The organism is Sphingopyxis sp. EU05-FHT14B03 (assembly GCF_058790875.1).
The window spans coordinates 1,035,444-1,060,100 of the sequence record NZ_JBYTDC010000002.1 but is presented as its reverse complement, the minus strand read 5'-3'; the positions used below and the strand labels follow the sequence as shown (position 1 = coordinate 1,060,100).

Genomic DNA, 24,657 nt, shown 5'->3' with positions numbered 1-24,657 from the left:
CGTCGATTGGGGGGTGGGGCGGATCGATCGTCGGATCGCATCCAGCGGAATCGGATTGTCATGCGCGGATTGACCATCACCTTGCACCGGGCCTCTGCCCTGCTGCTCCTGCTCGGCGGGATTGGCGGGGCGGCGACCGCTTCGGCGGGCGAACTCGGTGTGGCGGCGCTGGGCACCGGCTATACGTCATCCGATGCGCCGCTGGGTGCGCCGACCGAATTGCGGATCGACCTGCGGGGCGAAGTCAGCGCCCGGTGCCGCATGGCATCGCCGCCGATGCTCGCCGCGGACCGGCTGGACTTCAATCGCCAGGGCGATGCCAAGGCGCATTTCGGTCTCGATTGCAACGCGCCGTTTCAACTGCGCGTGCGGTCCGGGGAAGGCGGGTTCGTCGCCGAGCATGGTCTCGAAGGCGTGGCCCGGCGCATCCCTTATGAAATTTCGGTCAATGTGGACACCGACTCCGGGGCGAATGCCCTGGGCTGGTGCCGCGCCGACCAATTGTCCGATCAGCAAGGTTCGGGTTGTGCCTTCGGGGGCGGAGAGGGGTGGTCGTCGGGTGACGCCACCGCGATCAACCGGTCGGGCACGATGAGCCTGCGCTGGAACGGTCCCGGTGCGACCGACGACCCGGCCCTTGGCCGGTATCGCGACACCATCATCGTCGAATTGGCGGTGCGGGCATGACCATGAATTTTTCACCGGTCGGTGAGATCATGACGGCATCGCCAGCCGCCGAACAGCACGTCCGCCTCGCGGATGAGTATAGGAGAAGATCGTGAAAACCACCCTGCTTCGCGCATTGGTGCTGGGCGCCACGGTGTATGCGGTTCCCGCCATGGCGCAGGACAGCGACACCTTTACCGTCAAATCGCAAGTCGCGCCTTTTTGCTCCGAATTGTCGATCAGTTCGGCCCCGATGAACCTCGGAAGCCTGACTGGGGTGACGGGACAGATCGTCAGCGACTTCAGCGGTACGGACGAGCGCGAACTCGCGGCGAGCTTCTATTGCAATGCGCCGGCCAAGGTCACGATCACGGCGGAGCCGTTGTTGCACGATACGGTGACGTTCGTCGCCGACTCGGCGTCGTTCACCAATCGCGTCGATTACACGGCGACGCTGGTCTGGGACGATGTGACCGGCAACGTCAACAGCACCGCGGCGTCGGGGCAGGAAATCTCCGCTCCCGAGGCGAATATCGGTCCGATGACCTTGCTGTTGTCGGACCCGACGGTCGCCAACAATCTTCGTCCCGTCGCGGGTGGCTATAATGGTCAGGTTCGCCTCACCATTTCGCTCACCCAGTGATGCTGATCTTGTCCAGGAGTGACGATATGTTCCATCGCCTCAAATTGGTGACCGTCGGGGTCGCAGCGCTTGCTGTATCCGGCGGCGCCCATGCGAATGAAGTTTCCTCGCAGGTCAATATCGGCGCGACCGTGGTCGGCGCCTGCAGCCTGGGATCGCCCAACATCACCGAGATCGACCTCGGCGATTTGTCGGGACCTGACGGCCTGCTCGCTGCGCCCCTCAAGGCGTCGACGACGGTCGGGACTGCGGTGATCGCCGACGCCTGGTGCAACACCTCGCACCGGCTGACGATCGAGGGGCAACCGATGACGCTCGAGACCGCGAAGCCCTATGCCCAGCCCGCTTACATGACCCGCCACATCACTTTTGATGCGAAGCTCGTCGGATGGGCGGCTCCCGTCGGCTTTCGGCCGCGCAGTGGAAGCGACCAGGCATTCCTGGAATGGCCCGAAGCGCGCGCTGCGCCGGCGTCGGGGTTGCGGCTCAACATCTCGAAACTTGAGACGCTGACTGCGGCGCGGGCCGAGCAGCCCAACCTGATGCTCGAAGCCGGCACCTATCGTGGTCGCGTCACCGTCACTTTGGCGACGAACTGAGATGTCGGGTCGTCCTCACCTTTCCGCATGCCATGGGGGAACCTCCGTCATGAAATCCATTTTGATCCTTGGCGTCGCTGCACTGGCGACGCTTGCCACACCGGCGGCGGCGCAGGACAGCGCTTCGGTCGATGTCATCGGCACCGCCGAAGCCTTCTGCAGCCTGCCGAGCACCTGGCAGTTCGCGTCTTCGACGAACAATGTCAGCGCGTCGCAGTTCAGCGGCAACACCTGGACGATCCCGTCCGCGCTGGTGGCGGACAGCGCCGGCAACGCGGTCCAGTCGACCGCAGAGGTCGCGATCCGCGTCCGCGGTCAGGCGGCGTGCAACACCACGCACACGATCACGGTGACCAGCTCGAACGGCGGACTGGCTCACGATGCCTCGTCGGGCAGCCCGCCAGCGGGCTTCGTGCGGATGCGCCGGATGACCTACAACGCCAATTGGCGGGACCAGAGCTGGGGCGTTCTGAACTTCGTGCCGTCGGCGCCCGGCGATAGCCGGACCTACGATCACGGTTCGCGCGTTCCGCCCGGCGTGCGCGACTTCGACGTCCGCATGGGCTTGCTGCGCGATCCCACCAACGCCCCGATGCTTGCTGGCACCTACACCGATCAGCTGACCATCACCATTTCCGTGGCGGGGTGACGGCATCCAGCCATGTCAGTGGCACGATTGATACCGAAGTGATTTGGGGGGCAGGCGTCGTGGTTTCGACGCCTGCCAAATTTCGTGTTGCCGGCAAGGCGGCACTTTTTGGGGGCAAGATGCTTAAGTTGAAGTCGTTGTTCGTTGCCGCCGCATTCGCGGCCATTCTCGGTTTGTTTTCCGCCGCCGCTCAGGCGGCGATGACGGTTCAACCGGTCATCCTCGACTTGCAGATGTCCGGGCGTCAGATGGGCGGGCAAATCCGCGTGGAAAACACGGGCACCACCCCGCTTCCGGTCGAAATCCGGTTGGTCGAGGCGGACTTGCTGCCCGACACCGTCAAGGCATCCGATCGCCTGACCGACGACCTCGTCGCCTTTCCCGCGCAGGCCATCATCCCGCCCGGCGCGACCCAGTCTTTCCGCATCCAATATGTCGGCGACCCCGAGGTCGATCGCAGCCGCCATTATTATGCGGAGGTATCGCAGTTGCCGGTCGAAGTCCCCGGCGGCCAGTCGACGATCCAGGTGCTCTATAATTTCCAGGCGATGATCAACGTCTCTTCGATCGTCGCGGGCGAGCCCAAGCTGACGATCGAAAACGCGGAAATCGTGCGTCCGGTCCCGGACGCTCCGGCGCGGATCGCCTTTACCGTGCATAATGCCGGAAAGAATTACGGCTATATCAGCAGCGGATCGCTCACCCTGATTCAGCGCGATGCCGGCGGCAAAGAGCTCTTCCGCCGGTCGCTCAACAGCAGCGACGTGCAGCAGATGATTGGTTTCGGCCTTGTCGGCCCCGAAACCAGCCGCAAGTTCGTGGCGCCGATCGATCTTGAAAACCCGGAAGGCACTGCGGAAGTGCTGACGTCCGGCCGGTCGCGTTGATTCCATCGTGCGGGGGCGCGTTCGGCGATCTTATCGATGGGGGGCATGTCCCCTGGCCGTTGCCGCGGCACTGGCTTTCACGCTTCCGGTCGATGCGGCGGAGGTGCGGGACGGTTCGCGTGCGGCGCTGAATCCGGATCCGCGTTCGGCCCCGATCGTTCCTTGGGACCATGGCCGGACCATTTTTCCGCCGTCGACGCGATCGTGCGAGCCGCTGTCGCTGACGACCTGTGTCCCGCGGATGCCTGTCGTGCGCGCGGGCGAGGAAGCGTCGTTGCCGCCGCCACCCGCGACCAAGGGCGCGTCGCTACCCCTCGGCTCGATCTCGGCCGCGGCGATGCAGGCGACCGACGAAGTCCGCCTGAACAGCACCGGGCGGACCATGACGATCGTCGTTCCGGTCAAGGACGGCCCCAATTATATCGGTGACGTCGAAGCCCAGATCACCTCCGACGACGCGATCCTGATTTCGGTCGACCGGCTTGTCGAATTGCTTGCCCCGCGGCTCGACACGGCCCGGCTCAGCGAATTGCGGGCAACGCCGTCGGACCAGGGCTTTGCGCCGCTTTCGCTGTTCGAGCAACGCGGCGTCCCGCTCCTGTTCGACAAACGAACCCTCGAACTGACGCTCAGCATCGCGACCGCCGACCGGGCGTTGCGCACGATCGGCCTCAGCGACCTCGATCCCGCCAAGATCGGCGAGTTTGCGGTGCCGGAGAAATTCTCCGCCTATGTCAATATTCGCGGATCGCTGGATTATGTCCACAAGGGCGGCCAGACCGGCCTCGGCGATCCCTTCCTGTTGTTCGACAGCGCGACGCGCATCGGCAAGTTCGTCGTCGAGTCCGAAGGCGAATATAACGGCCAGCGAAGCAGTTTCCGCCGGACCGGATCGCGGGTCGTCTACGACGATTCCGACCGTCTTGCGCGGTGGACCGCGGGCGACCTGCTTTCGGAAAGCCGGGGCTTTCAGGGCGCCGTCGACATCGCCGGTATCGGCATCGCGCGCAGCTATGCCTTGCTCGACCCGCAACGCAACGTCGCGCCGCGCGGCGGCCGCACCTTTTCGCTCGAACGCGATGCGACGGTCGAGGCGATCGTCAATGGCCGCACGGTGCGGACGCTCCGCTTGCAGCCGGGCACCTATAATGTCAGCGATTTCCCCTTCGCGCAGGGTGGCAACGACGTCGAACTGGTGATCGTCGACGACACCGGGCGCCGCGACGTGATCGCCTTCACGACCTTCATCGAACGCAGCCAGCTCGCGCAGGGATTGTCCGAATATAATCTCAACATCGGCGTGCTCACCGCCCGGACCGACGGACTCGATTACAGCAACGATCTCGCGGTCTCCGGCTTCTACCGCCGCGGTCTCAGCGACAATCTGACCCTCGGCGGCAATTTCCAATATGCCAATAAGGCGTATCTCGTCGGCGGTGAAGCGGTGCTGGGCACCGACTGGGGCACGATCGGCGGCGACGTTGCCTACAGCTATATCCCGTCGACCGGCGCGGGATGGGCGGCCAATTTCTCGATCGAGCGCGTGACCCAGGCCGCCAACGGCGGCTCCTCGCTCATCGCGACCTTTGAAACGCGAAGCCGGCGGTTCGGCGCCGTGGGGCAATTGACCGCCGACAACCCCTACAGCTTCAACGCCACGGTCAGCTTCAACCGCTCGCTCGGCCGCGCGTCGTTCCTGGGGGCGCAGGCCCGCTATTCCAAAGGGCGCGGCGCCTTTGCCGACGAACGCTCCATTCGCCTGAGCGCGGGGCACCGGATCGACCTGTCGACCAACGTCGTCATCGACGGCGAATGGAGCCGCGGCGCGCGCGGCGACGACAAGAGCGTCCGGGTTTCGCTGGTCCGGCGTTTCGGCGCCCGCACCTCGGCGCGCGCCGAATATGACAGCCGCGACGACCGCGTCCGGCTGGGGATGCAGAGTTCCGGCGGCTATGGCGTCGGGGCGTGGAGCGGCGTCGCCAATGTCGACGTCGCGTCCGACACCTACAGCGTCAACGCGAGCGGCAATTATGTCGCGAACCGCGCCGATATCGGCCTTGCCCACACCGCGGCCTATTCGCAGCAGAGCAACAGCATCGTCGATCAGCGCACGTCGCTGCGCGTCGCGTCGTCGATTGCGTTCGCCGGCGGATCCTTCGCGGTCGGGCGTCCGATCAGCGACAGCTTCGCCATCATGCGCCCGTATAAGGGCGGCAAGGGCCTGTCGATCGAGGTCGAGCCGTCGCAGGGCAGCTATCAGGCGCGCTCGGGGACGTTCGGCCCCGCGCTCTATGGGCAGGTCGGTTCCTATTCGCCGCGCACGCTGACCTATGATGTCCCCAATGCGACGGCCGGCCTCGACCTCGGGACCGGATCGATCCGCATGTATGCGCCCTACAGGTCGGGATATGTCGTCGCCGTGGGATCGGATTACAATGTGATGGCGATCGGCCGACTGACCCTCGGCGGCGAACCGCTGGCGCTCAAGGTCGGACAGGCGATCGAAATCGGCGGAGAGCAGCGCCGGGTCGAACTGTTCACCAACCGGCAGGGCCGGTTTGGAATCAGCGGGCTGCGGCCCGGTCGCTGGCGGATCGAAATGAACGATAGCCCGCCGATCATATATGAACTGGATATACCGGAAACCGATTCCGGCATCGTGCGCATCGGCGATGTCAATCCAGCGGATGAAAGGTGAACGGCGTGAAAAACTTCGCGATGGCCCTTGCGGTCGCTCTTCCTCTGGCCGCATTCGGCACCACCGCCGCCGCGCAATGCGTGACGGTCGATCCGGTGATCATAGCCGACGTCCGCGTCGATCCGCTCGACGCGACGGGCGCGGCGCAGGTCATGCAGCCGGTCACGATGATGTTTCGCCGGGTCGGGGTCGGCAACGCGCCGATCACCGTGGCGTACCAGATCGTCGACGAAGATTCGTCGGTCCGGTCGCGCGTCGGCGTGACGGGCGGGCCGCAGCTGGAATGGCGGAGCGACGATTCGGGCCGCAATATCGGCGCGACCCGCAACGAAGCCTATGCGCTGTTGCGGTCGGGATCGGTCACGCTCGGCGCCGACGACAACAGCCAGCAGGCGACGCTGCGGCTGTTCCTGACCAACCTGCGCGAAGATCTGCCGGCGGGTGTCTATCGCGAACAGTACACGATCCGCTATTGGTGCGCCGACCGCGATAGCTCGATACCCGAGGAAATCCCCGGCATCGTGACTGTCACGGTCCAGGTGCCCAATGTATTGAGCGCGAATGTCGCGGGCGCATCGACCCAGGGCGAAATCGATTTTCTCGATTTTTCGACGCTGACGCGGTCGCTGTCGGTCTCGGTCCGCAGCACCGGACGCTTTGCCGTCACCGCACGCAGCGTCAACGGCAGCGTGATGCTGCGCGAAGGCGCCGCCGGCACCGACAAGGCCGACCGGATTCCCTATGTGGTGCGTTTTGGCGGTCGCGCGCTGGCGCTCGATACCGGGGCGGGCTTCACCAATCCGCGCGCCGGGCTCGCCGGCCAGCAGATTCCGCTCGAGGTCGTCGTCGACGACGTGTCGTCGAAACGCGCCGGAGCCTATAGTGATACGCTGATCCTGACGCTCGCCCCGGTGACCTGATGACAGTCACCCGCTCAACGCGTCAATATTTGACTTCCATCCGCAGGCCGAGGCGGTTGATCGTTGCCGGATCGTCGCCGAGGTCGAGCGCCAGTTGGCGGAAATGAAAGCCCGCATGGTCGGAATCGGACAGTACCGTTTCACCGGTCGCCGAAAGCGGGATCCGATCGGAATCGCTGATGACCGCCGCCTCGGGCATGTCGACCGGATGCTGGAGGATGACGCGATAGCCGCGCGGCGAGTTGCACAGCTCCTGCGACATGCCAAGGTTGACGACACCATCGTTCGACACGCCGCCCAGCGTCGGCAGCAACTCGACGTTGCAATACACCGGAACATGCGCGCGCAGGTAAATAGTCTTGCTGACGCTCCCCACAGTCGGGGTCGACGAAAGCGCGACGACGGCAAGCATCGTGGCCCCGGCAATTCGATTCTTTCGCAACATTGGCGTTCTCAACTCCTGTTCGACACCGGGGGTCTAATGCGAAATAGTTAAGAAGGGATTGGAAGCAGGCCGATCGGGCCGGGGCGACAGGGTGTTGCGCGACGGCGGATGGCGATTCGGGTTGGCAGAAATCGTCATGACCGCCGCCATTCTGCGTCGTCGGGGCCATCGCCGATGGAATTCGTTGCCGAAGGTGGGGCAGGGCGCGATGCGGCGAATTCGCGCGGCACCACCCCAAATTAATTTAGGGTCATTCGAAAATAAAACTTACTTTTTGCAAAAACATACAAAAATAATATAGAATTAATCATGGGGCTTGGGTGTGGTGGGAAGTAAATTTTTCCGGTTGGACCTGATCGGATCGTTTCGATTGGCGCGACCAGATGGGGCGCGCGTGCCGATTGCCGCGAAACGATCGCGCATCCTGCTCGCGATGCTGGCGACGTCCCGTTCGGGCGAGCGCTCGCGCCGCTGGTTGCAGGAGCGCATCTGGGGCAGCCGCGAGCGCGCCAACTCGCAAGCCAGCCTTCGCCGCGAGCTTTCGAACCTGCGATCGCTGGTCAATTCCGGCGATCATCCCTTGTTGATCATCGGTTACGAAACCGTCGCGCTCGATCTGACGCAGATCCTCGTCGACGTCCGCGACCCCGCCCGGGTCGCTGAATCGCGCGACGAATTTCTCGAAGGGATCGACATCGCCTGGGAAGAAGGATTCGAGGACTGGCTCCGTGAGGAACGGCAGGCCATCGACTCGGCGCGTGAGGCCGCCGGCGACCTCTTTGTCGGCGATCGGCCCTCCGCGTTGTCCGACGACGATGGCCTGCAGGCCGATGGACGCCCCGCGATCAGCATCCTGGTCCATGATCATGACCTCCCCGAAGGCCAGGCCGCGGTCGTCGAGGAGCTGGTCGGTCATCTGGCCGAGAGCATCGCGGGCCTGCGCTGGTTGCCCCTTGTCGGAGCGCCGGCGGCGAACCAGCGCCTGTCCGGGCGGGGCAGCCTGGTTCGCGCGGCCAGAACGCAGGGGGTGGCGTATCTTTTGAGCTGCCAACCGGGGCCGGGCGAGGCGATTTTGATCAGTTTGTGCGAGGCGGCTTCGGGCCGCGTGATCTGGTCGAGCCGTCACAATCTCAACCAGAACGGGCCGGGCGGCGACATCAAGCGCGTCGCGATCGATGCCATCGCCGCGGTTTCGTCGCGCATCGAGGCCGATCAGGCGGAACGGTTGCAGGATCGCCCGATCGAGGATCTCAATCCCGATGAACTTTTGTGGCGCGCCCGCTGGCACAAGCGCCGCCTCACGCGTGCCGATGCGGAACTGACCGCCGATCTGCTGGACCTCGCGGCGACGGCGCGACCGGGAACGGTGGACCTCATAATCGAGCAGGCCGAAGCGGAGGCCTCTCGGATCTGGGCGACCGCATCGGTGCCGGGATCTTTCGGCGATCTCCGCGCTCGGGTCGCGCTCGCGCGCGACATCGATCCCTATGACGCGCGGGCGTGGCTACTGCTGGGGGTCATCGACATGTGGCAGGGCCAGCATGACAGTGCCGCGGCCCTGATGCACGAGGCGATTGCGCTGAATCCCAGCTTTTCGCCCGCCTACGCCCAGTTGGGCACTTGCTATATCTTGTCCGGCGAACCCGAGGACGGAATCCGAACGATCCATACGGCCTTGCGCCTTACCCCCCAGGACAACAAGAATTTTCATCGCTTCGGGCAACTGGCGCTCGCCAATATCATGCTCGAAAACTACGACGAAGCGGTCAACAGCGCGAACTTCGCACTGGCCCGGCGCCCGGGATATTCGTTCGGCCATGTCTATGGGGCCGCGGCGCTTTGGATGAACGGCGATCACGAAGAGGCCGAACGTGCCGCGGCAAAGCTGTTGAGCAGCAGGCCGGACTATGACCTCGAATTGTTGAAGGCTATTCCGTTCAAGGACCGGATCTGGAACGACAGACTTTACGGCGCGATGTCGCAGTTGTTCGATCGATGCCGTTCGCCGGAACGCGCGACGGGGAACTGACGTCCCGGCCTGACGACGGCCTGTTCGGGCTTGGAGACCCGCTACAGGAGATGCTGTCGGCCCACGGGGACAAGCGCCGCGATTGACTCCGCCACCAAATGCGGCATCCTCTTGTCGTCCGGGCGCGCTTTGTCGCGCCGAGTCCAACAAACATTCCGGGTCGCCCCTAGAGGTTGAAGATGGGACGGCAGGCGATGGCCTGTCTGGACGCCGGTCGGCCATGCCAGACGCTGTTGCCTCGAATATGGGGATTCAGCAGCATGAGCATTTCGCAGGATATGGCCTGGTTCAAGGGCAATTTCGGTACGCGCGTCCTGGAGGCGGTCCGCGGCACGCCGTTCACGCTCGATCTGATCGCGGCGATCGCCTATCAGGAAACGGGCAAGGAAATCTGGGGTCCACTGTCGCGGCGTGGCCTGCCGGTCGAGCAGATATTGAAACTCTGCACCGGCGACACGCTCGATTTCCCCAAGCGCGAAAGCGCCTGGCCGAAAAATCGCGCCGAACTGGAGGCGCATCCCAAGGGCGCGCAGATGTTCGCGATCGCCAGATCCGCTCTGGCCGCGATGGCGGCCAAAATCTCTGCGTACCAGCCGGTTCTCACCAACCAGAATAAATTCTGCCATGGTTACGGTATCTTCCAGTACGACATTCAATTTTTCCGCAACGTCGATCCCGACTATTTCCTCAACCGCGATTATGAGGTCTTCGAAAAGTCGCTCGGCAAATGCCTCTCCGAATTGAAGGCGAAAAAGACGAAGATCGGACTCGACGGTCGGCCGGTGCTGACCGACGCCGAGCTATGTGCGGTCGCGATCGCCTATAACACCGGCGGCTATAATTCGACGAAAGGGCTGAAGCAGGGGCACTCGGTGACGCTCGCCGACGGCAGCAAGAAATATTACGGCCAGTTCATCGCCGAATATATCAAGGCGGCGCGTGCGGTCGTCTTTTCGCCGCCGGTCATCACGCCGCCGACACCGGTGCCGCCGCCGTCCCCCGTCACCGCGACGGGCAAGACCTACCGCGTCGAAACCCTGTCCGACCCGCTGGCGCTGCGTCGGACCGCCGCGAAGCCGGGCGCCGGGCAGCCCGACAATCGTTTCGCCGCTCTGCCGCGTCATTCGCTGGTCCGCGCGATCAGCGACGTGCCGGTGAACGGCTTCCTCGAAGTCGAGGCGAGCATCCAGGGCGCATTGAAGCGTGGTTTCGCCTCGGCGTCGTTGTTGAAGGCCGTCGTGACTCCCGTGGTGGCACCGCCGCCGCCTGCGACACCGCCCGTCGCGGCGCCGGTGGCGCTTCCCTCGCGTCCGGCGACCGCATCGGGTTCGGTGCTTCCCGAGGTTCACCTCAAGCGGAAGGTGGGGGCGGTCACGAAACGCACCGACCTGCCCAATCAGGGCGGCGCCTATCCGCTAAGCGAGGCGAACATGCCGACGCGGGGCACCGGGTCGGCGGCCGCGCGCTGCGTCAATATCGCCGCGATCATCGCCTATCTCGACAGCGAGAATCCGGCGCATCTGCGCTACAAGCCGGCCGGACCGACCTATTGCAACCTTTATGCCCATGATTTCTGCACCCTCGCCGGCGCCTATTTGCCGCGGGTGTGGTGGACGTCGAAGGCGATCGAACGGCTGCGCACCGGCGAAAAGGTCGAGCCCGCCTATCTCGCGACGGTCGACGAGATGCGGGCCAACGCGCTCTACCGCTGGCTCACCGACTATGGCTCCGACTATGGCTGGCGCCAGACGGGCACCCTCACCAAGCTGCAGGATGTCGCCAATGCGGGCGGGCTCGGTATCATCTGCGGCCGCAACACGGTCGAGGGCAAGTCGGGGCATATCGTGATGGTGGTGCCTGAAACCGCCACGCAAAAGGCCAAGCGCAATGCCGCGGGCGAGGTTACCTCGCCGCTGCAGAGTCAGGCGGGACGCGTCAACTTCCGCTACGGGACGTCGCGTCCCGACTGGTGGCTCGGCGCCGATTTCGCGGCGAGCGGCTTTTGGGTGCACGATTAGCGCGCGGCGTCTCGCGCATCCTTCGCGCCCAACGAAAAAAGGCGGCCTTCCCTAAGGAAGACCGCCTCTTTCGGTTCAGTCATGCCCCGAGGGGCTGTGACTTACTTCTTGGCTTCTTCAGCCGGAGCAGCAGCCTTGGCGTCCGCAGCCGGGGCAGCGGCGGCGTCAGCAGCCGGAGCAGCAGCAGCGTCAGCAGCCGGAGCAGCGGCAGCAGCTTCGGCGCCAGCAGCAGCAGCGTCGGCACCGGCAGCAGCGGCGTCGGCACCAGCTTCAGCGGTCGCGTCTGCGGCCGGAGCTTCGGTGGTGGCGGGCTCTTCAGCAGCCTTTTCACCGCAAGCGGCGAGGGCGAACATGCTGGCAGCAACGGCGATAGCAGCAAACTTCTTCATGATGTGTGGCTCCCTAAAATGCCTTTACGCGATGGGGAACTTTCCCGTCCCGCGAGCGGCGGGATTTAGCCGTTCCGTACCAATCGTCAACAAAAATAATTGAGTTGAAACCGGCGCGGCGGAAATCCTACTGTTTTAGTTGAGTATCAAGGCAGTTCGGCGTCACTGCTGTCCGCGAGAATCGCCAGAGTCGTCGTCCACGCCACGACATTCTGCCGCAGTTGCGCCGGGTCGATCTTGTCGAGCGTGTCGTCGGGGGTGTGGTGCAGGTCGAAATATCGGGTCCCGTCCTGCTGCAGGTCGATCGTCGGCACGCCCGCCTTGACCAGCGCGCCGATATCGGCGCCGCCGCCCGCCGGATCCTTGCCGCGTACGATGCCCAAACCCGCCAGTTCGGCGGCGATCCGGTCCTCGACTCCCTTGGCGCTGGCCGGCAGCTTGAAATCGACGCGCCAGACACGGTCGGCGCCGAAATCGGATTCGAGCGCGACGGCGTGCTTCTGGGTGCCATGCTTGTCGAAATAGGCCTTGCCGCCGAACACCCCGACCTCCTCGGCGCCTGCCCACAATATGCGGATCGTGCGGCGCGGCTGGCCTGCACTCATCACATGCTTCGCGGCGGCGGCGATGATGCCGCAGCCCGCCGCATCGTCGATCGCCCCGGTGCCGAGGTCCCAGCTGTCGAGATGGCAGGCGATAATGACGGGCGAGGCGGCGGGATCGCTGCCCGGTACTTCTGCGATGACGTTGCCCGAATGCTGCTCGCCGACCTGCTTCGGGGTCAGCAGCAGTTTCATCCGCACCGCCTCTGGGGTGTAGCCCATCTCATTCTCATTGGTGCGCATCGCTTGCGCGCGCTTCCACTGGCGCACCAGCTGGTCGGCGTCGGGGTTCGACAGCGCCCCGGCGGGGATCGGCTTCACACCGGCCTCGAAATTGGTGCCGCCGGTGTGCGGGGTGCGATGATTGTCGGTGCCGATCGAACGGATAACCACCGCGATCGCCCCCTTTTTCGACGCGGCATTGGCACCGATGAAGCGGCCGCGGCCGTATTGGCCGTAACCGCTGCCATCCTGCGCGCGCTCCATCTGATGGTCGATGAAGACGATCTTGCCCTTCACCTGGCTATCGGGCGCGGCTGCGAGGGCGTCGTAGCTCGGGAAATAGGCGATATCGCCCTCGACCCCCTTCGGCCCCGTCGAGGCGCTGTTGCCGAGCGCGGTGATCGCCAGCTTCTGCGGTTGGAATGGTCCGATCAGCGAAGCCTCCTCGTCGCCGCGCACCCAGGTCGGCATCAGAAACTGTTCCTCACGGACATTTGCAAAGCCCATCGCCTGCAACCGCGCGACCGCCCAGCGCCGCGCCGCCGATTCGGCCTCGGTGCCCGCCAGCCGCGGCCCGATCTCCGTCGTCAGGTCCTCGGTGATCGACCAGGCAAGGTCGTCGCCGCGCTCGGCGAGTTGCGCCGCCGTGGGGGGCGGGGGTGGCGGGATGGCGGCGGCACCCCCGGCGAGGAGCGCGGCGGACGCAAGGGCGAGAATGCGAAGGCTGTTTGTCATGGCGTCGTCCTAGCTCCGCGCCGCCATCGGCGGCAAGCGTCGATTGCCAAGCGGGCGCCCATTCGCTAACCGGCGCGCAACATCTCTCCCGGTCGCCCGCGCGGCCGCGCCACATACCGGAGCATATCCCATGGCCGCTCAATATAGTTTCGTGATGAAGGGTCTGAACAAGACCTATCCCGGCGCGCAAAAGCCGACGCTCAAGGACCTGAGCCTGCAATTCTATCCCGACGCCAAGATCGGCATCGTCGGCCCGAACGGCACCGGTAAATCGACGCTGATGAAGATCATGGCCGGCATCGACACCGAATTCACCGGCGAAGCCTGGGCCGGCGATGGCATCACTGTCGGCTATCTGGCGCAGGAGCCGCAGCTCGACCCGACCAAGACGGTCAAGGAAAATGTCATGGACGGCGTCCGCGGCGTCGCCGACATGATGGACCGCTTCAACGAGATCAGCACGCTGCTCGGCGATCCGCCCGCCGACGCCGATTTCGACGCGTTGATGGAGGAAATGGGGACGCTGCAGGAAAAGATCGACGCGGTCGACGGCTGGACGCTCGACAACCAGCTCGAAATCGCGATGGAAGCGCTCCGCTGCCCGCCGGGCGACGCAAGCGTCGAAAACCTCTCGGGCGGTGAAAAGCGCCGCATCGCGCTCACCCGCCTGCTGCTCGAAAAACCCTCGATCCTGCTGCTCGACGAACCGACCAACCATCTCGACGCCGAAAGCGTCGCCTGGCTCGAAAAGCATCTCGTCGACTATCCGGGCAACGTCATCCTCGTCACCCACGATCGCTACTTCCTCGACAATGTCGTCAACTGGATCCTCGAACTCGATCGCGGCCGCTATTTCGTCTACGAGGGCAACTACTCCACCTACCTCGAAAAGAAGGGCAAGCGCCTCGAGCAGGAAGCGCGCGAGGATCAGGGCCGCCAGAAGGCGATCAAGGACGAGCTAGAGTGGATCCGCCAGTCGCCCAAAGCCCGCCAGGCCAAATCGAAGGCGCGTATCAAAAGCTTCGACCAGCTCGTCGAGGCGCAGGAAAAGCGCATCCCCGGCAAGGCGCAGATCGTCATTCAGGTGCCGCAGCGCCTCGGCGGCAAGGTGATCGAGGTCGAGAATATCTCGAAGGCCTATGGCGACAAATTGCTCTTCGAAGACCTGTCCTTCTCGCTGCCGCCCGGCGGCATCGTCGGCGTCATCGGCCCGAACGGCGCGGGCAAGTCGACGCTGTTCAAGCTGATCACCGGGCAGGAAACGCCCGACAATGGCAAGGTAACGATCGGCGACACCGTCCATCTGGGCTTCGTCGACCAGAGCCGTGACGACCTGAAACCCGACAACAATGTCTGGCAGGAAATCTCGGGCGGCGCCGAAATGATGAACATCGGCAAGCACGAGATGCAGACGCGCGCTTATGTCGGCGCCTTCAACTTCAAGGGCGTCGACCAGCAGAAAAAGGTCGGCCAGCTCTCGGGCGGTGAACGCAACCGCGTCCATATGGCCAAGATGCTGAAACAGGGCGGCAACGTGCTGCTGCTCGACGAACCGACCAACGATCTCGACACCGAAACCCTCGCCGCGCTCGAAGAAGCGCTCGAGAATTTCGCCGGTTGCGCCGTGGTCATCAGCCACGACCGCTTCTTCCTCGATCGCCTCGCGACCCATATCCTCGCGTTCGAGGGCGACAGCCATGTCGAATGGTTCGAAGGCAATTTCGAATCCTATGAAGAAGACAAGATCCGCCGCCTCGGCGACGACGCGACGCGTCCGCACGCGACGTCGTACAAGAAGCTGACGCGCTGACCGGTATGAGCGGGGAGGGGGAGCAGCCTATTTCATCGAGCGCGATCCGTTTGGATGCCGACGCGCTCAACGCCTTCATGGCACAGGCCTTCCCGCATTCGGCGCCGGGATCGCGCGGCCATGTCGTCTCGGCCGCGCCCGGCCATATCCAGGCGCGGATGGACCCGAATGACAAGGCGCTGCGCCCCGGCGGGCTGATCTCGGGCCCAACCCAGATGGGGTTCGCCGACATGGCCGCCTATGCGCTCGTCCTCGCGCATATCGGCCCGGTCGCGATGGCGGTGACGAGCGGGCTCAACTACCAGTTCCTGCGCCCGTGCCGCCCGGGCCCGCTGTTCGCCGACGCGTATATGCTGCGGCTGGGCAAGCGGCTCGCGGTGATGGACGTGCGGATCTGGACCGACGATGCCGACAAGCCGGTCGGGCAGGCGAATGTGACCTACGCGATTCCCTAAATATCGTCATTGCGAGCGAAGCGAAGCAATCCAGAGCGGCTTTTCACCACCCTGGATTGCCGCGTCGCTTCGCTCCTCGCAATGACGAGCGTGTGTTTCAATATTCCAGCGCCGGATACCAGTCGGTCCCGCGTCCGTGCGGGGTCAAATCCAGCACATTCCACAGCGACGCGATATCGGGCGCGTCGCGCGGGTCCTGTCCCGGATCGGCCATGTCGCGGGTCATCTCGCTCTTCCAGAACAGCCGCACGCCTGCGCCATTCTTCTTATAGACCACCAGCGCCGGGTTTTCCGTCCCGTCCTTGTTCAGCAAATGATAGTCGCGCGCATAATCGTCGCCGACGGTCTGGATAAAGTCGAGCGCCTGCCAGCCGCGTTCCTGCGCGAACGCCTTCTGCCGCTCGACCGGGCTGCGTCCCACGATCTTCAGCGCGACGCGCTGCTTGATGTCGGCCGCGTTGCCGTTCACCGACCCCAGCCAGTTGGTGCACATCGGGCAGGGGCGTTCGCGGTCGGGACCGTACATCCAGAAATAGGTCACCAGCGTGTCATGCTCGCCGAACAGCTCGGCGAGCCCGAGGTCGGCGCCATTGGCGTCCTTGAAGCGGTAATCCGGCCCGATCAGCGGTCCGGGCGGCAGCGCGCGCCGTTGCTCTGCGACGCGCGTTATCTTGCGGCGAAGGTCGATTTCCTCGGCCAGCAGCGATTTGCGGGCCTTTGCATAATCATCGTCCTCGCCGGGAAAGGGGCGCCGCCGCGACGCGAGCGCCGGTGCGGCCAATAAATGTTGGCGAAGGGCCATAGTGTCTCCCTGTTTGCGACTTTCGTCGCTCTGCCAGTCGGCCGGGAAAGCGCAAAATCGGCTGCCCGCAGTTGCGGGTCGCCTCGACCGGGAAACGCCCGATATCGACGACGAGTTGCGAGCCGGTGCCGATCAGCCTTCGGCGGGGGTGGTTTTGGCGGGCATCATCTGTTTCGCCAGTCCGTGATAGAGCCGTGTCGGACAGATTTGCGCGCTGGTCCAGTCGGCGATCAATGCGGTCGCGAACAATGGCAGGATAACGCCGCGCGCCGCCGTCGCCTCGATCAAGATAATCACTGCGGTCAACGGCGCACGCACGACCCCGACGAAATAGGCGACCATGCCCATCATCACCACCGCGCCTGCGGGGCTGTCGGGAAAGATCGGGGTAAGCAAATTGCCGAACCCGCCGCCGACCGCGAGCGATGGCGCAAAGATACCGCCCGGTGCGCCGCTCAAGGTCGAAGCGAGTGCTGCGGCAAGCTTTGCCGGAAAGAACCACAATTTGCCTTGCTGACCTTCAACCAGCAACTTGGTGACATCGTACCCCGTACCCCAGGTCGCACCATGGGTGATGATCCCTATGATTGCGACCACCAACCCGCACGCGGTCGCGAACAATATCGGGCGCCCGGCGACGCGCTTCGCCCAGCCGGCGGTGCGATTGCTGGCCGCGAGCACCACACGCGCGAACAACCCGCCAGCCAGCCCGCCACCGATCCCCGCAATCGGCGCGATCAGCAACACGTCGCGTACCGGCAAAGTCTCGCGCATCACGCCGAAATAGACATAATCGCCCGCCACCGCGAGGCTGACGAGTCCGGAGATCATCACCGCGCCCATCGTCAACACCGCCACACGCTGTTCATAGGCCGCCGCCAGTTCCTCGATCGCAAAGGCGATTCCAGCTAGCGGCGTATTGAACGCCGCCGCGACGCCGGCCGCGCCGCCTGCGATATAAACCCCCGACGTAATCCTCACTTTCAATATCCGATGTACCGCGACCATGATCGCCGCGCTGACCTGCACCGTCGGGCCTTCGCGCCCGACCGAACCGCCAGCCGCCAGCGTCGTCAGTGTCAGGGCCAGCTTAGCGAAGGCCGTGCGCAGCGAGACCAGCGGCCCCCTCGCTTCCGCCTCGGGCCTTCGCCCGGCTGCAATGATCTGGGGGATGCCCGACCCGCGCGCGTCTGGAAAATAGCGCTGTGTCGTCCACACCACCAACGCAAACGCCATGGGGGTGACAATCAACGGCAGCCACCAGGCCAGGTGCGATATCGCAAAGATCAGGCGCTGCACCTTGTCGCCCGCTGCCGCAAAGGCGAGCGCGACCAGCCCGAGCAGCACCGCGCCACCGACCGTCGCGATCCGGCGTCGGATATCGACAACCTCTGTCCGCGCCCGTCGGTTGAGGCGCAGTCGCCACACGCGACTCCAGCGCTGCAATCTATGCGTGAGCGACATGCGCGGCGCTGTGGACCGACAGGCCGATGGGCGCAACCCTTGCCCGGATTTCGATTGACCCTGGCGCCGGTCAGATCGGCGGCACTTCCCACAGGATCAGCTTGGTCGCGTTCACATTCTCGCGCGCCTGCGTCGCGTCGAGCCGGGTCAGCTTCACGCCGCCCTTCAGCGCCCCCATTTCGATCATCGCGTCGATCACGACCACGCCGCCCGCGCCGACATCGACTTCGATCTCGGCGGGCCGCGCCAGCTTCGCCTTGGCGGTCGCGACGTGGATCACATATTGGCCCGGTTCGACATCGGCCATCAGCATCTGGCCCGACTTGATCTGCCCCTGCGCGCTGCCCATCGTCACATTCATCCCCTGCAGCGCGGCGACGAAGCCGCGGCGGGTGACATAGATGCGTGCCTTGCCGTCGGGCGCGCGCATCTGCCGGGCGTCGGCAAGCGCCGCCGGATCGGCCTTGGCGCCGCTCTTGTTGCTCGACAGCGCCCAGATGCAGAAGACCACCACCCCGATCAGGAACAGTGGAGCGAGGATGAGCATCGTGCCTTCGCCGACCAGGCTGCCGATCGACGGCCCCATCAGCGCTCCGACAATGGCTGCCACGAAAATGATCGTCAGCCACATCGCATTCTTGCTCATGTCCGTCTCCCCTGTCAGGCGGGTGCAAAATCTCCCGTCGCGTCGTCCATCACGTGCAGCACCCCGTCGCTGATCGCGAAAAAGGCGCCGCGCAGTTTCAGGCTTCCGCGCTTTTCCTTCTCCTCGATACAGGGGAAAGTGCGCAGATTGGCTATGCTCACGCGCACAGCCGCCATTTCCATCGCGCGGCCCGCCTCGCGATTGTCGAAATCGGGATAGTCGGCGCGAACCGCCGCACTCGCATCGTCGAGCATCGCGATCCAGTCGGCGATGAAACCGCCGCGCCCCGGCTCGGCGCCGTCCATCGTCCGGTGCAGCGATGCATGACAGCCACCGCACAGGCCGTGACCCATGACGACGATTTCCTCGACCTTCAGGAACTGTACCGCGAATTCGAGCGCGGCGGAGACGCCGTGACGTCCGGGCGTCGTCTCGAACGGCGGCACCAGCGCCGCGACGTTGCGCACGACGAAGATTTCGCCCGGGTTGGTGTCGAAAATCTGCGACGGTTCGGACCGGCTGTCGGAACAGGCGATCACCATCACCTTGGGCGATTGGCCCTCGGCCAGTTGTTCCCAGCGTTCGCGCTGTTCCTGCCAACCGCCGTTACGGAAACGCCGGTAGCCATCGATCATATCTGCAAAGCGAGTCATGCGCGCGCCTTAGCACAACAAGTGAGGTTGAGAAGAGCGGCGCGCGCGACTATGTGGGCGGCATGACCGCTCCCGTGCCCCAGCCCGCCCCGCAGCGCCAACGCAAGCCCGACTGGATTCGCGTCAAGGCGCCGACCAGCCCCGGCTATGCCGAAACGCGCAAGCTGATGCGCGAGCTCAACCTGCACACCGTGTGCGAGGAAGCGGCGTGCCCGAACATCGGCGAATGCTGGACCAAGAAGCATGCGACGGTGATGATCCTCGGCGACACCTGCACCCGCGCCTGCGCCTTTTGCAACGTCAAGACCGGCATGCCGCGCGCGGTCGATCCGTTCGAGCCCGAACATACCGCGATCGCCGCGGCGAAGATGGGCCTGTCGCACATCGTCATCACCTCGGTCGATCGTGACGATTTGCCCGACGGCGGCGCGAGCCAGTTCGTCAAGGTGATCGAAGCGCTGCGCCGCGAAACCCCGACGACGACGATCGAGATCCTGACCCCCGATTTCCGCAACAAGCCCGAAAGCGCGATCGCGGCGATCGTCGACGCGCGCCCCGACGTCTATAACCATAATCTCGAAACCGTCCCGCGCCTCTATCCGACGATCCGCCCCGGCGCGCGCTATTATGCCTCGCTGCGCCTGCTCGAAAGCGTCAAGCGCCGCGATCCGTCGATCTTCACCAAGTCGGGGATCATGATGGGGCTCGGCGAGGAACGGATGGAGGTCCATCAGGTGATGGACGACATGCGCAGCGCCGACATCGATTTCATGACGATGGGCCAATATCTGCAACCGACCCCGCGCCACGCCAAGGTCATCGACTTCGTTACCCCGCAGGCCTTCGACGCCTATGCGCAGATCGCCCGCGCCAAGGGCTTCCTGCAGGTCGCGGCGTCGCCGCTGACCCGCTCGTCCTACCACGCCGGCGACGATTTCGAGGTCATGCGCGCGGCGCGCGAGGCCAAGCTCGCCCGCGCCGCGGCGGACTGACCACCGACTTGCCGAGGCATCAGGAAAGCCGCGTCCTGCCGTACAGCGCCGAACAGATGTTCGCGCTGGTCGCGGATATCGAACATTATCCCGACTTCCTGCCCTGGGTCGTCGCGCTGCGTATCCGCAGCGATAGCGAGCAGGAGGCGGTCGCCGACATGATCGTCGGCTTCAAGGGGCTGCGCGAGAGCTTCTCGTGCCGCGTCCACAAGGAGCGGCCGACCAGGGTTTCGGTCAGCTATATCGACGGCCCGATGCGCCACCTCACCAACGAATGGCATTTCACCGCGCTCGAAGAGGGCGGCTGCCGCGTCGACTTCATGGTCGACTTCGCCTTCCGCAACCGCATGTTCGAGGCGCTGGCCGGCCAGATGTTCGACAAGGCGCTGCGCAAGATGATCGCGGCGTTCGAGACGCGGGCAGGGGAGTTGTACGGGGTAGCGGCTTAATTCGTGCAATCTGCCGTCAACTCGAGTCAATCTTTCGGTCGCCTAGAGGCAGGCAATGCGACTATTGAAATATTAACCAAAACTCTGCACATAAACGCAAGCTTGGGCGCCCGTTCCGAGAATATCTCTTCCATGACATTGATATGTGTGGAGGCATCGGATGCAGATTTTTGATGTAGTCGATTTTCAAGCGGCGGAGCGCCAAAAACATCGCCAAATTGCTCGCACCATTTGCTTCATCGGTATCGGGATTTTGGCGCTGTACGTTATTACGGCACCTAGCGTAGGCAGTGCGGCCTCTTCATCAATCATCTACTCAAGCGCCCTGATGATGGTGACGCTAGCCGCATTCGCGGTCGTGATAAACTCGAACGCCTATCTTAAATATTGGTGGCTAGATGCGCCCTTCATGACGTTGATTTTTTGCGCGCAACTCAACGTAAACCGATCTTTCTTCGGACTCGCGGAATCGTGGGGAACCACGCCATTTTCTTTAGTACTTTACAATGCGACCGTGTTTTTAACTGCGCTTGTAGTGGGAATCAGCGGGTCATTTGCTTCCTTTTCTCTAGCGGCCGTCTCAATCGTGCTTATCTGCGCGATCTATGTCGCGCAGTTTGCTCCGAGTCCCATCGCATATGGTGTGCAACTCGCACCGCTTCTTACCGCCCTTTCACTAGGAGGATGGGCAAACTACTCAATCTTGCAGAAGTCAAAAACGGCTTGGATTGCGACGGCGGCTCTTGAGGCGCAAAAAGCTCAAACCGAGCGACTCCTTTATAACGTCCTGCCGGAGGAGGTCGCAGAAAGGTTACGCAAAGGGGATACTGTTGCAGACGCGTTCAGCGAAGTATCAGTGATTTTCATCGACTTGGTAGGATTTTCGCAATTGTCTCGCACCCTTGCTCCCCGACATTTAGTGGAAGTTTTGAATTCATTCTTTCTGCTCGCTGATCGCTGCGCTGATCGGCTCGGCGTGGAAAAGGTCAAGACCATTGGCGACGCCTATCTCGCTGTTGCCGGCGCGACGACAGCCAGCGCTAATTGCGCGAAGGACGCGATCCAATTCGCAGTCGAAGTGCTCGATGAAATGCGGAATGAGCCGCCTTTGGTAGGCACGGACCTTAAACTGCGGATTGGCATTCACACAGGTTCGGTTGTTGGCGGGGTCATCGGGTCGTCTCGAATGGCTTATGATTATTGGGGCGATACAGTGAATTTGGCGAGCCGCATTCAAGCTGCCGCCGATCCCAGCTCAATCTTAGTTTCCGAATCCACCTATTATCGGGCGCAAAGCGATTTCGATTTTGGGTCACCGCGGCTGGAAACGCTGAAAGGTATCGGCGAGACTAAAGTCTATCCCTTGCTTTCAGGATGATCGATCTCGCCGAAAAGCACACAATCAGTGGGCTCATATTTGATTCCGGGATGCGCTTCAGCCTCCCGATGCCCGTCCTCTCAACTCGCCGGCAGCGCAATATCCTCCGACGGCCCCAGCGTATCCTTCTCGGGCAACAGCAGGTCGAGCGCGAACAAGGTCGCCGCGTGGCGGATCCCCGCACGGTCGCCGCCTTCGAACTGCACCCGCTGGGTGAAATAATCGTCGGGGTCCTGCCCGCGCAGCCCGCGCGCGAAGACGACCAGGCCCACCGGCTTCTTTTCCGACCCGCCGCCGGGACCGGCGATCCCGGTGATCGCGACCGCGACATCGGCATCGCTGTTCGCCAGCGCGCCCGCGACCATCGCCCAGGCGGTCGCCAGCGACACCTCGCCGAACGTCTCCAATATCTCGCTGCTCACGTCGAGCTGCGCCTGTTTCGCCGCGCCCGAATACGTGATGAAGCCCGCCGAAAACACATCGGAGCTGCCCGCGATGTCGGTCAGCGCCGCGCACACCATGCCGCCGGTGCAGCTCTCGGCGACCGCGACCCTGCGCCCGGCGGCGCGGTTGTCGGTCAGCACGCGCGTCGCCAGTTCGCCGCGTGCGGCCTCGCGACTGCTGGGGACGGCCGATGTATCAGTCATGGGAAAACCTTTGTGGCGCCCGGCTTGCCGGGCGGTTCGGGGCGATATTCGCCTAATTGGCGTTGTACAGGGCGCGCGGACAGCTTGCCACGCCTTTGCCACCGCGCGACACGGCTGCAAACGTCGCTGCGACGAACGCCACCATCTGGTCGGCACTCAGCGGCGCCAGCGTTTCGCTGATGTCGTTGACGTCGGCGCATTCGCCCGGCTTGAGTTCGATGCCGAGCGTTTCAACGAAGCCGGTGTCGATCGTTGCCCGCAATTCATCGTCGGACATGTCGAGCATCGCTGCCCCATCCTCCGGATTCTTGCCGCTTCCGATCTTGATGAAGCCCGCCCGGGCCAGCGGCCAGACCGCATCGGCGTTGCCGCGCAGTTCGGCGACGCGGGTGTCCAATCCGGTCAGCAAATAGCTGCCCGCGGGAAGGTGCGGGCGGCATGTCTCGACGACGCCGTCGATCACCTGCGGCAGGAAATAGGCGACAAGGCCGCTCATTTCGGCCGGCGTGAGACAGGGCTTCGTCGCCGCCTGCGCCGATGGCCCCGCCAACACCGCCGCGCCCGCTGCAACGCTCAAAACAATCCGCTTCATGAATCCCCCATCGTCTTTCGCTTTTCCGACCTTAGGCCCGGTCATCGGGAAGCGACAGTGTCGCGACGGCCTGCGCGGCGATCCCTTCGCGGCGGCCGGTAAAGCCCAGCCGCTCGGTCGTTGTCGCCTTCACGCTGACCCGCAGCGGCGAAACCGCAAGGATATCGGCGATACGCTCGCGGATCGCCTGGCGGTGCGGCCCGATCTTCGGCGCCTCGGCGATGATCGTCAGGTCGACATGCGCGATGCGTCCGCCGCGCGCCGCGACCCGGGTGGCGGCGAAGGACAGGAAACGGTGCGAGGCCGCGCCGCGCCATTGCGGATCGCTCGGCGGGAAATGGTCGCCGATATCGCCGTCGCCAAGCGCGCCGAGGATCGCGTCGGTCAGCGCATGAAGCGCGACATCGGCGTCACTATGGCCTTCAAGTCCATGACTATGCGCGATTTCTATGCCGCCGATCCACAACGGCTTGTCGGCAACCAGCCGGTGAACATCATAGCCCATGCCGACCGCGTTTTGCATCATTCTGCCCGTCTCCAGCAATCCCGACAATATCGCCATATCGTCGGCATATGTCAGTTTGTGGAGCCGCGCATCGCCCGCGACCGCCGCCACCGGCACCCCGATCCGCCGCACCAGCTGGGCATCGTCGGTCGCCGCGGCGCCGTCCGACGCTTCATGCGCGCGGCGTAATGTCCCGAGCCGGAACGCCTGCGGCGTCTGCACCCGCGCCAGCGCGCCGCGATCGACGACATCGCCCGCAACCCCATCGGCCTGCGCGACCAGCGTATCGGGCACCGGCAGGGTCGGGATCGCCCCTTCGGCGCCGTCGGCGAGCGCGGCGAGCAGCCGGTCGATCACCGCGGCGTTGACGCCGGGCCGCGCCGCGTCATGCACCAGCACCGCTGCATCGTCCGGGAAGCCCGCCAGCGCCGCCAGCGCATTCGCCACCGACTGTTGCCGCTCGTCGCCCGGAGCCGCGGAAATCCAGCCTTCCGGCAGCGCGCCCGCCGACGCCATGACGTCATCATTGCCTACCAGCACCCCGCCCGACAGCCCGCCATGCGCGGCAAAGGCGTCGAGGCTCCAGCGCAGCACCGGCTTGCCGCCGAGCAGCGCGAGTTGCTTGGGCTGGTCATAGCCTGCGCGCGCACCAATCCCGCCCGCCAGCAGCACGGCGACGACGGCAGGGGCGGGGGAAGGGGCGGACTCGCTCATCACCGAGCCGGTTAGCGCAGCCGTCGCTTGCGGGAAAGCCGCTTAACG

General features: G+C 64.3%; 24 protein-coding genes. 14 read left to right on the top strand and 10 right to left on the bottom strand.

The genetic code is table 11. The features are described from left to right. Positions 1-60 precede the first annotated feature (60 nt). The 7 genes from AC3WS4_RS14170 to AC3WS4_RS14140 all read left to right on the top strand — a co-directional run bounded on the left by AC3WS4_RS14170 (position 61) and on the right by AC3WS4_RS14140 (position 7,062). Entirely contained in the window at positions 61-687 is a 627-nt protein-coding gene (locus AC3WS4_RS14170) for a hypothetical protein (RefSeq protein WP_492739584.1), read from the top strand. A gap of 91 nt (positions 688-778) precedes the next feature. Next, positions 779-1,309 carry a hypothetical protein gene (locus AC3WS4_RS14165; protein ID WP_492739585.1) on the top strand — a complete coding sequence of 177 codons (531 nt, stop codon included), beginning with the start codon at positions 779-781 and terminating at the stop codon, positions 1,307-1,309. Positions 1,310-1,335: 26 nt separating this feature from the next. Next, positions 1,336-1,908 carry a hypothetical protein gene (locus tag AC3WS4_RS14160; protein ID WP_492739586.1) on the top strand — a complete coding sequence of 191 codons (573 nt, stop codon included), beginning with the start codon at positions 1,336-1,338 and terminating at the stop codon, positions 1,906-1,908. Between the two features lie 49 nt (positions 1,909-1,957). Continuing rightward, a complete protein-coding gene (locus AC3WS4_RS14155) occupies positions 1,958-2,557 on the top strand; it encodes a hypothetical protein (protein ID WP_056351356.1) in 600 nt (199 codons plus the stop codon). 200 nt (positions 2,558-2,757) lie between these two features. Then, positions 2,758-3,444, top strand: coding sequence for a fimbrial biogenesis chaperone (locus AC3WS4_RS14150; RefSeq protein ID WP_492739587.1), 687 nt, complete (start codon positions 2,758-2,760; stop codon positions 3,442-3,444). A 241-nt stretch (positions 3,445-3,685) separates the two neighbouring features. Next, a complete protein-coding gene (locus tag AC3WS4_RS14145; protein ID WP_492739588.1) occupies positions 3,686-6,142 on the top strand; it encodes a fimbria/pilus outer membrane usher protein in 2,457 nt (818 codons plus the stop codon). Between the two features lie 5 nt (positions 6,143-6,147). Then, on the top strand, positions 6,148-7,062 hold the full coding sequence (locus AC3WS4_RS14140; protein ID WP_492739589.1) for a hypothetical protein: 915 nt from the start codon (positions 6,148-6,150) through the stop codon (positions 7,060-7,062). Positions 7,063-7,084: 22 nt separating this feature from the next. On the opposite strand, the gene AC3WS4_RS14135 is transcribed toward AC3WS4_RS14140, so the two are convergent. Next, positions 7,085-7,507: a hypothetical protein gene (locus AC3WS4_RS14135; protein ID WP_492739590.1), complete on the bottom strand. Its 423-nt coding sequence runs from the start codon at positions 7,505-7,507 to the stop codon at positions 7,085-7,087. A 394-nt stretch (positions 7,508-7,901) separates the two neighbouring features. On the opposite strand from AC3WS4_RS14135, the gene AC3WS4_RS14130 reads away from it, so the two are divergent. Both AC3WS4_RS14130 and AC3WS4_RS14125 read left to right on the top strand, forming a co-directional pair. Beyond that, on the top strand, positions 7,902-9,536 hold the full coding sequence (locus tag AC3WS4_RS14130) for a tetratricopeptide repeat protein (protein WP_492739591.1): 1,635 nt from the start codon (positions 7,902-7,904) through the stop codon (positions 9,534-9,536). A gap of 260 nt (positions 9,537-9,796) precedes the next feature. Further along, entirely contained in the window at positions 9,797-11,554 is a 1,758-nt protein-coding gene (locus AC3WS4_RS14125) for a hypothetical protein (RefSeq protein WP_492739592.1), read from the top strand. A 79-nt stretch (positions 11,555-11,633) separates the two neighbouring features. On the opposite strand, the gene AC3WS4_RS14120 is transcribed toward AC3WS4_RS14125, so the two are convergent. Both AC3WS4_RS14120 and AC3WS4_RS14115 read right to left on the bottom strand, forming a co-directional pair. Beyond that, on the bottom strand, positions 11,634-11,885 hold the full coding sequence (locus AC3WS4_RS14120) for a hypothetical protein (protein WP_492742842.1): 252 nt from the start codon (positions 11,883-11,885) through the stop codon (positions 11,634-11,636). Positions 11,886-12,089: 204 nt separating this feature from the next. Beyond that, positions 12,090-13,502 (bottom strand): M28 family peptidase, encoded by a 1,413-nt coding sequence (locus tag AC3WS4_RS14115; protein ID WP_492739593.1) that lies wholly within the window; start codon positions 13,500-13,502, stop codon positions 12,090-12,092. 130 nt (positions 13,503-13,632) lie between these two features. On the opposite strand from AC3WS4_RS14115, the gene ettA reads away from it, so the two are divergent. Together ettA and AC3WS4_RS14105 are read left to right on the top strand one after the other, a co-directional pair. Next, positions 13,633-15,312 (top strand): energy-dependent translational throttle protein EttA, encoded by a 1,680-nt coding sequence (gene ettA / locus AC3WS4_RS14110; protein ID WP_056351379.1) that lies wholly within the window; start codon positions 13,633-13,635, stop codon positions 15,310-15,312. A 77-nt stretch (positions 15,313-15,389) separates the two neighbouring features. Next, positions 15,390-15,767 (top strand): PaaI family thioesterase, encoded by a 378-nt coding sequence (locus tag AC3WS4_RS14105; RefSeq protein ID WP_492742840.1) that lies wholly within the window; start codon positions 15,390-15,392, stop codon positions 15,765-15,767. A gap of 97 nt (positions 15,768-15,864) precedes the next feature. Here the strand turns inward: AC3WS4_RS14105 and AC3WS4_RS14100 are convergent, their stop codons facing one another. From AC3WS4_RS14100 to AC3WS4_RS14085, 4 genes are all read right to left on the bottom strand, one after another. Beyond that, positions 15,865-16,569: a DUF899 family protein gene (locus AC3WS4_RS14100; RefSeq protein WP_492739594.1), complete on the bottom strand. Its 705-nt coding sequence runs from the start codon at positions 16,567-16,569 to the stop codon at positions 15,865-15,867. A gap of 132 nt (positions 16,570-16,701) precedes the next feature. Then, positions 16,702-18,033 carry a chloride channel protein gene (locus AC3WS4_RS14095; RefSeq protein WP_492739595.1) on the bottom strand — a complete coding sequence of 444 codons (1,332 nt, stop codon included), beginning with the start codon at positions 18,031-18,033 and terminating at the stop codon, positions 16,702-16,704. A 70-nt stretch (positions 18,034-18,103) separates the two neighbouring features. Further along, positions 18,104-18,679, bottom strand: a complete 576-nt coding sequence (locus AC3WS4_RS14090; protein WP_492739596.1) for a hypothetical protein — start codon at positions 18,677-18,679, stop codon at positions 18,104-18,106. Positions 18,680-18,693: 14 nt separating this feature from the next. Next, complete coding sequence (locus AC3WS4_RS14085) at positions 18,694-19,332, bottom strand: carbonic anhydrase (protein WP_492739597.1); 639 nt, start codon at positions 19,330-19,332, stop codon at positions 18,694-18,696. A gap of 62 nt (positions 19,333-19,394) precedes the next feature. Between AC3WS4_RS14085 and lipA the strand changes: the two genes are divergently transcribed. From lipA to AC3WS4_RS14070, 3 genes are all read left to right on the top strand, one after another. After that, the gene (gene lipA, locus AC3WS4_RS14080) at positions 19,395-20,324 is read left to right on the top strand and encodes a lipoyl synthase (RefSeq protein WP_492739598.1); all 930 of its coding nucleotides are present in this window, start codon (positions 19,395-19,397) and stop codon (positions 20,322-20,324) included. Positions 20,325-20,332: 8 nt separating this feature from the next. After that, positions 20,333-20,773 carry a type II toxin-antitoxin system RatA family toxin gene (locus AC3WS4_RS14075; protein WP_492739599.1) on the top strand — a complete coding sequence of 147 codons (441 nt, stop codon included), beginning with the start codon at positions 20,333-20,335 and terminating at the stop codon, positions 20,771-20,773. A gap of 160 nt (positions 20,774-20,933) precedes the next feature. After that, the gene (locus AC3WS4_RS14070; RefSeq protein ID WP_492739600.1) at positions 20,934-22,151 is read left to right on the top strand and encodes an adenylate/guanylate cyclase domain-containing protein; all 1,218 of its coding nucleotides are present in this window, start codon (positions 20,934-20,936) and stop codon (positions 22,149-22,151) included. Between the two features lie 80 nt (positions 22,152-22,231). On the opposite strand, the gene AC3WS4_RS14065 is transcribed toward AC3WS4_RS14070, so the two are convergent. The 3 genes from AC3WS4_RS14065 to AC3WS4_RS14055 are packed head-to-tail and all read right to left on the bottom strand — an operon-like array spanning position 22,232 to position 24,609. Further along, positions 22,232-22,798: a CinA family protein gene (locus tag AC3WS4_RS14065; protein WP_492739601.1), complete on the bottom strand. Its 567-nt coding sequence runs from the start codon at positions 22,796-22,798 to the stop codon at positions 22,232-22,234. A 52-nt stretch (positions 22,799-22,850) separates the two neighbouring features. After that, positions 22,851-23,390 carry a hypothetical protein gene (locus tag AC3WS4_RS14060; protein WP_492739602.1) on the bottom strand — a complete coding sequence of 180 codons (540 nt, stop codon included), beginning with the start codon at positions 23,388-23,390 and terminating at the stop codon, positions 22,851-22,853. Between the two features lie 31 nt (positions 23,391-23,421). Then, a complete protein-coding gene (locus tag AC3WS4_RS14055; protein WP_492739603.1) occupies positions 23,422-24,609 on the bottom strand; it encodes a bifunctional 2-C-methyl-D-erythritol 4-phosphate cytidylyltransferase/2-C-methyl-D-erythritol 2,4-cyclodiphosphate synthase in 1,188 nt (395 codons plus the stop codon). Positions 24,610-24,657 lie beyond the last annotated feature (48 nt).

Coding starts and splice junctions, on each gene's coding strand:
- AC3WS4_RS14170 (WP_492739584.1), top strand. CDS start 61: ATGCGCGGATTGACCATCACCTTGCACCGGGCCTCTGCCCTGCTGCTC.
- AC3WS4_RS14160 (WP_492739586.1), top strand. CDS start 1,336: ATGTTCCATCGCCTCAAATTGGTGACCGTCGGGGTCGCAGCGCTTGCT.
- AC3WS4_RS14155 (WP_056351356.1), top strand. CDS start 1,958: ATGAAATCCATTTTGATCCTTGGCGTCGCTGCACTGGCGACGCTTGCC.
- AC3WS4_RS14150 (WP_492739587.1), top strand. CDS start 2,758: ATGACGGTTCAACCGGTCATCCTCGACTTGCAGATGTCCGGGCGTCAG.
- AC3WS4_RS14145 (WP_492739588.1), top strand. CDS start 3,686: ATGCCTGTCGTGCGCGCGGGCGAGGAAGCGTCGTTGCCGCCGCCACCC.
- AC3WS4_RS14135 (WP_492739590.1), bottom strand. CDS start 7,507: ATGTTGCGAAAGAATCGAATTGCCGGGGCCACGATGCTTGCCGTCGTC.
- AC3WS4_RS14125 (WP_492739592.1), top strand. CDS start 9,797: ATGAGCATTTCGCAGGATATGGCCTGGTTCAAGGGCAATTTCGGTACG.
- AC3WS4_RS14115 (WP_492739593.1), bottom strand. CDS start 13,502: ATGACAAACAGCCTTCGCATTCTCGCCCTTGCGTCCGCCGCGCTCCTC.
- ettA (WP_056351379.1), top strand. CDS start 13,633: ATGGCCGCTCAATATAGTTTCGTGATGAAGGGTCTGAACAAGACCTAT.
- AC3WS4_RS14105 (WP_492742840.1), top strand. CDS start 15,390: ATGGCACAGGCCTTCCCGCATTCGGCGCCGGGATCGCGCGGCCATGTC.
- AC3WS4_RS14100 (WP_492739594.1), bottom strand. CDS start 16,569: ATGGCCCTTCGCCAACATTTATTGGCCGCACCGGCGCTCGCGTCGCGG.
- AC3WS4_RS14095 (WP_492739595.1), bottom strand. CDS start 18,033: ATGTCGCTCACGCATAGATTGCAGCGCTGGAGTCGCGTGTGGCGACTG.
- AC3WS4_RS14090 (WP_492739596.1), bottom strand. CDS start 18,679: ATGAGCAAGAATGCGATGTGGCTGACGATCATTTTCGTGGCAGCCATT.
- AC3WS4_RS14085 (WP_492739597.1), bottom strand. CDS start 19,332: ATGACTCGCTTTGCAGATATGATCGATGGCTACCGGCGTTTCCGTAAC.
- lipA (WP_492739598.1), top strand. CDS start 19,395: ATGACCGCTCCCGTGCCCCAGCCCGCCCCGCAGCGCCAACGCAAGCCC.
- AC3WS4_RS14070 (WP_492739600.1), top strand. CDS start 20,934: ATGCAGATTTTTGATGTAGTCGATTTTCAAGCGGCGGAGCGCCAAAAA.
- AC3WS4_RS14065 (WP_492739601.1), bottom strand. CDS start 22,798: ATGACTGATACATCGGCCGTCCCCAGCAGTCGCGAGGCCGCACGCGGC.
- AC3WS4_RS14060 (WP_492739602.1), bottom strand. CDS start 23,390: ATGAAGCGGATTGTTTTGAGCGTTGCAGCGGGCGCGGCGGTGTTGGCG.
- AC3WS4_RS14055 (WP_492739603.1), bottom strand. CDS start 24,609: ATGAGCGAGTCCGCCCCTTCCCCCGCCCCTGCCGTCGTCGCCGTGCTG.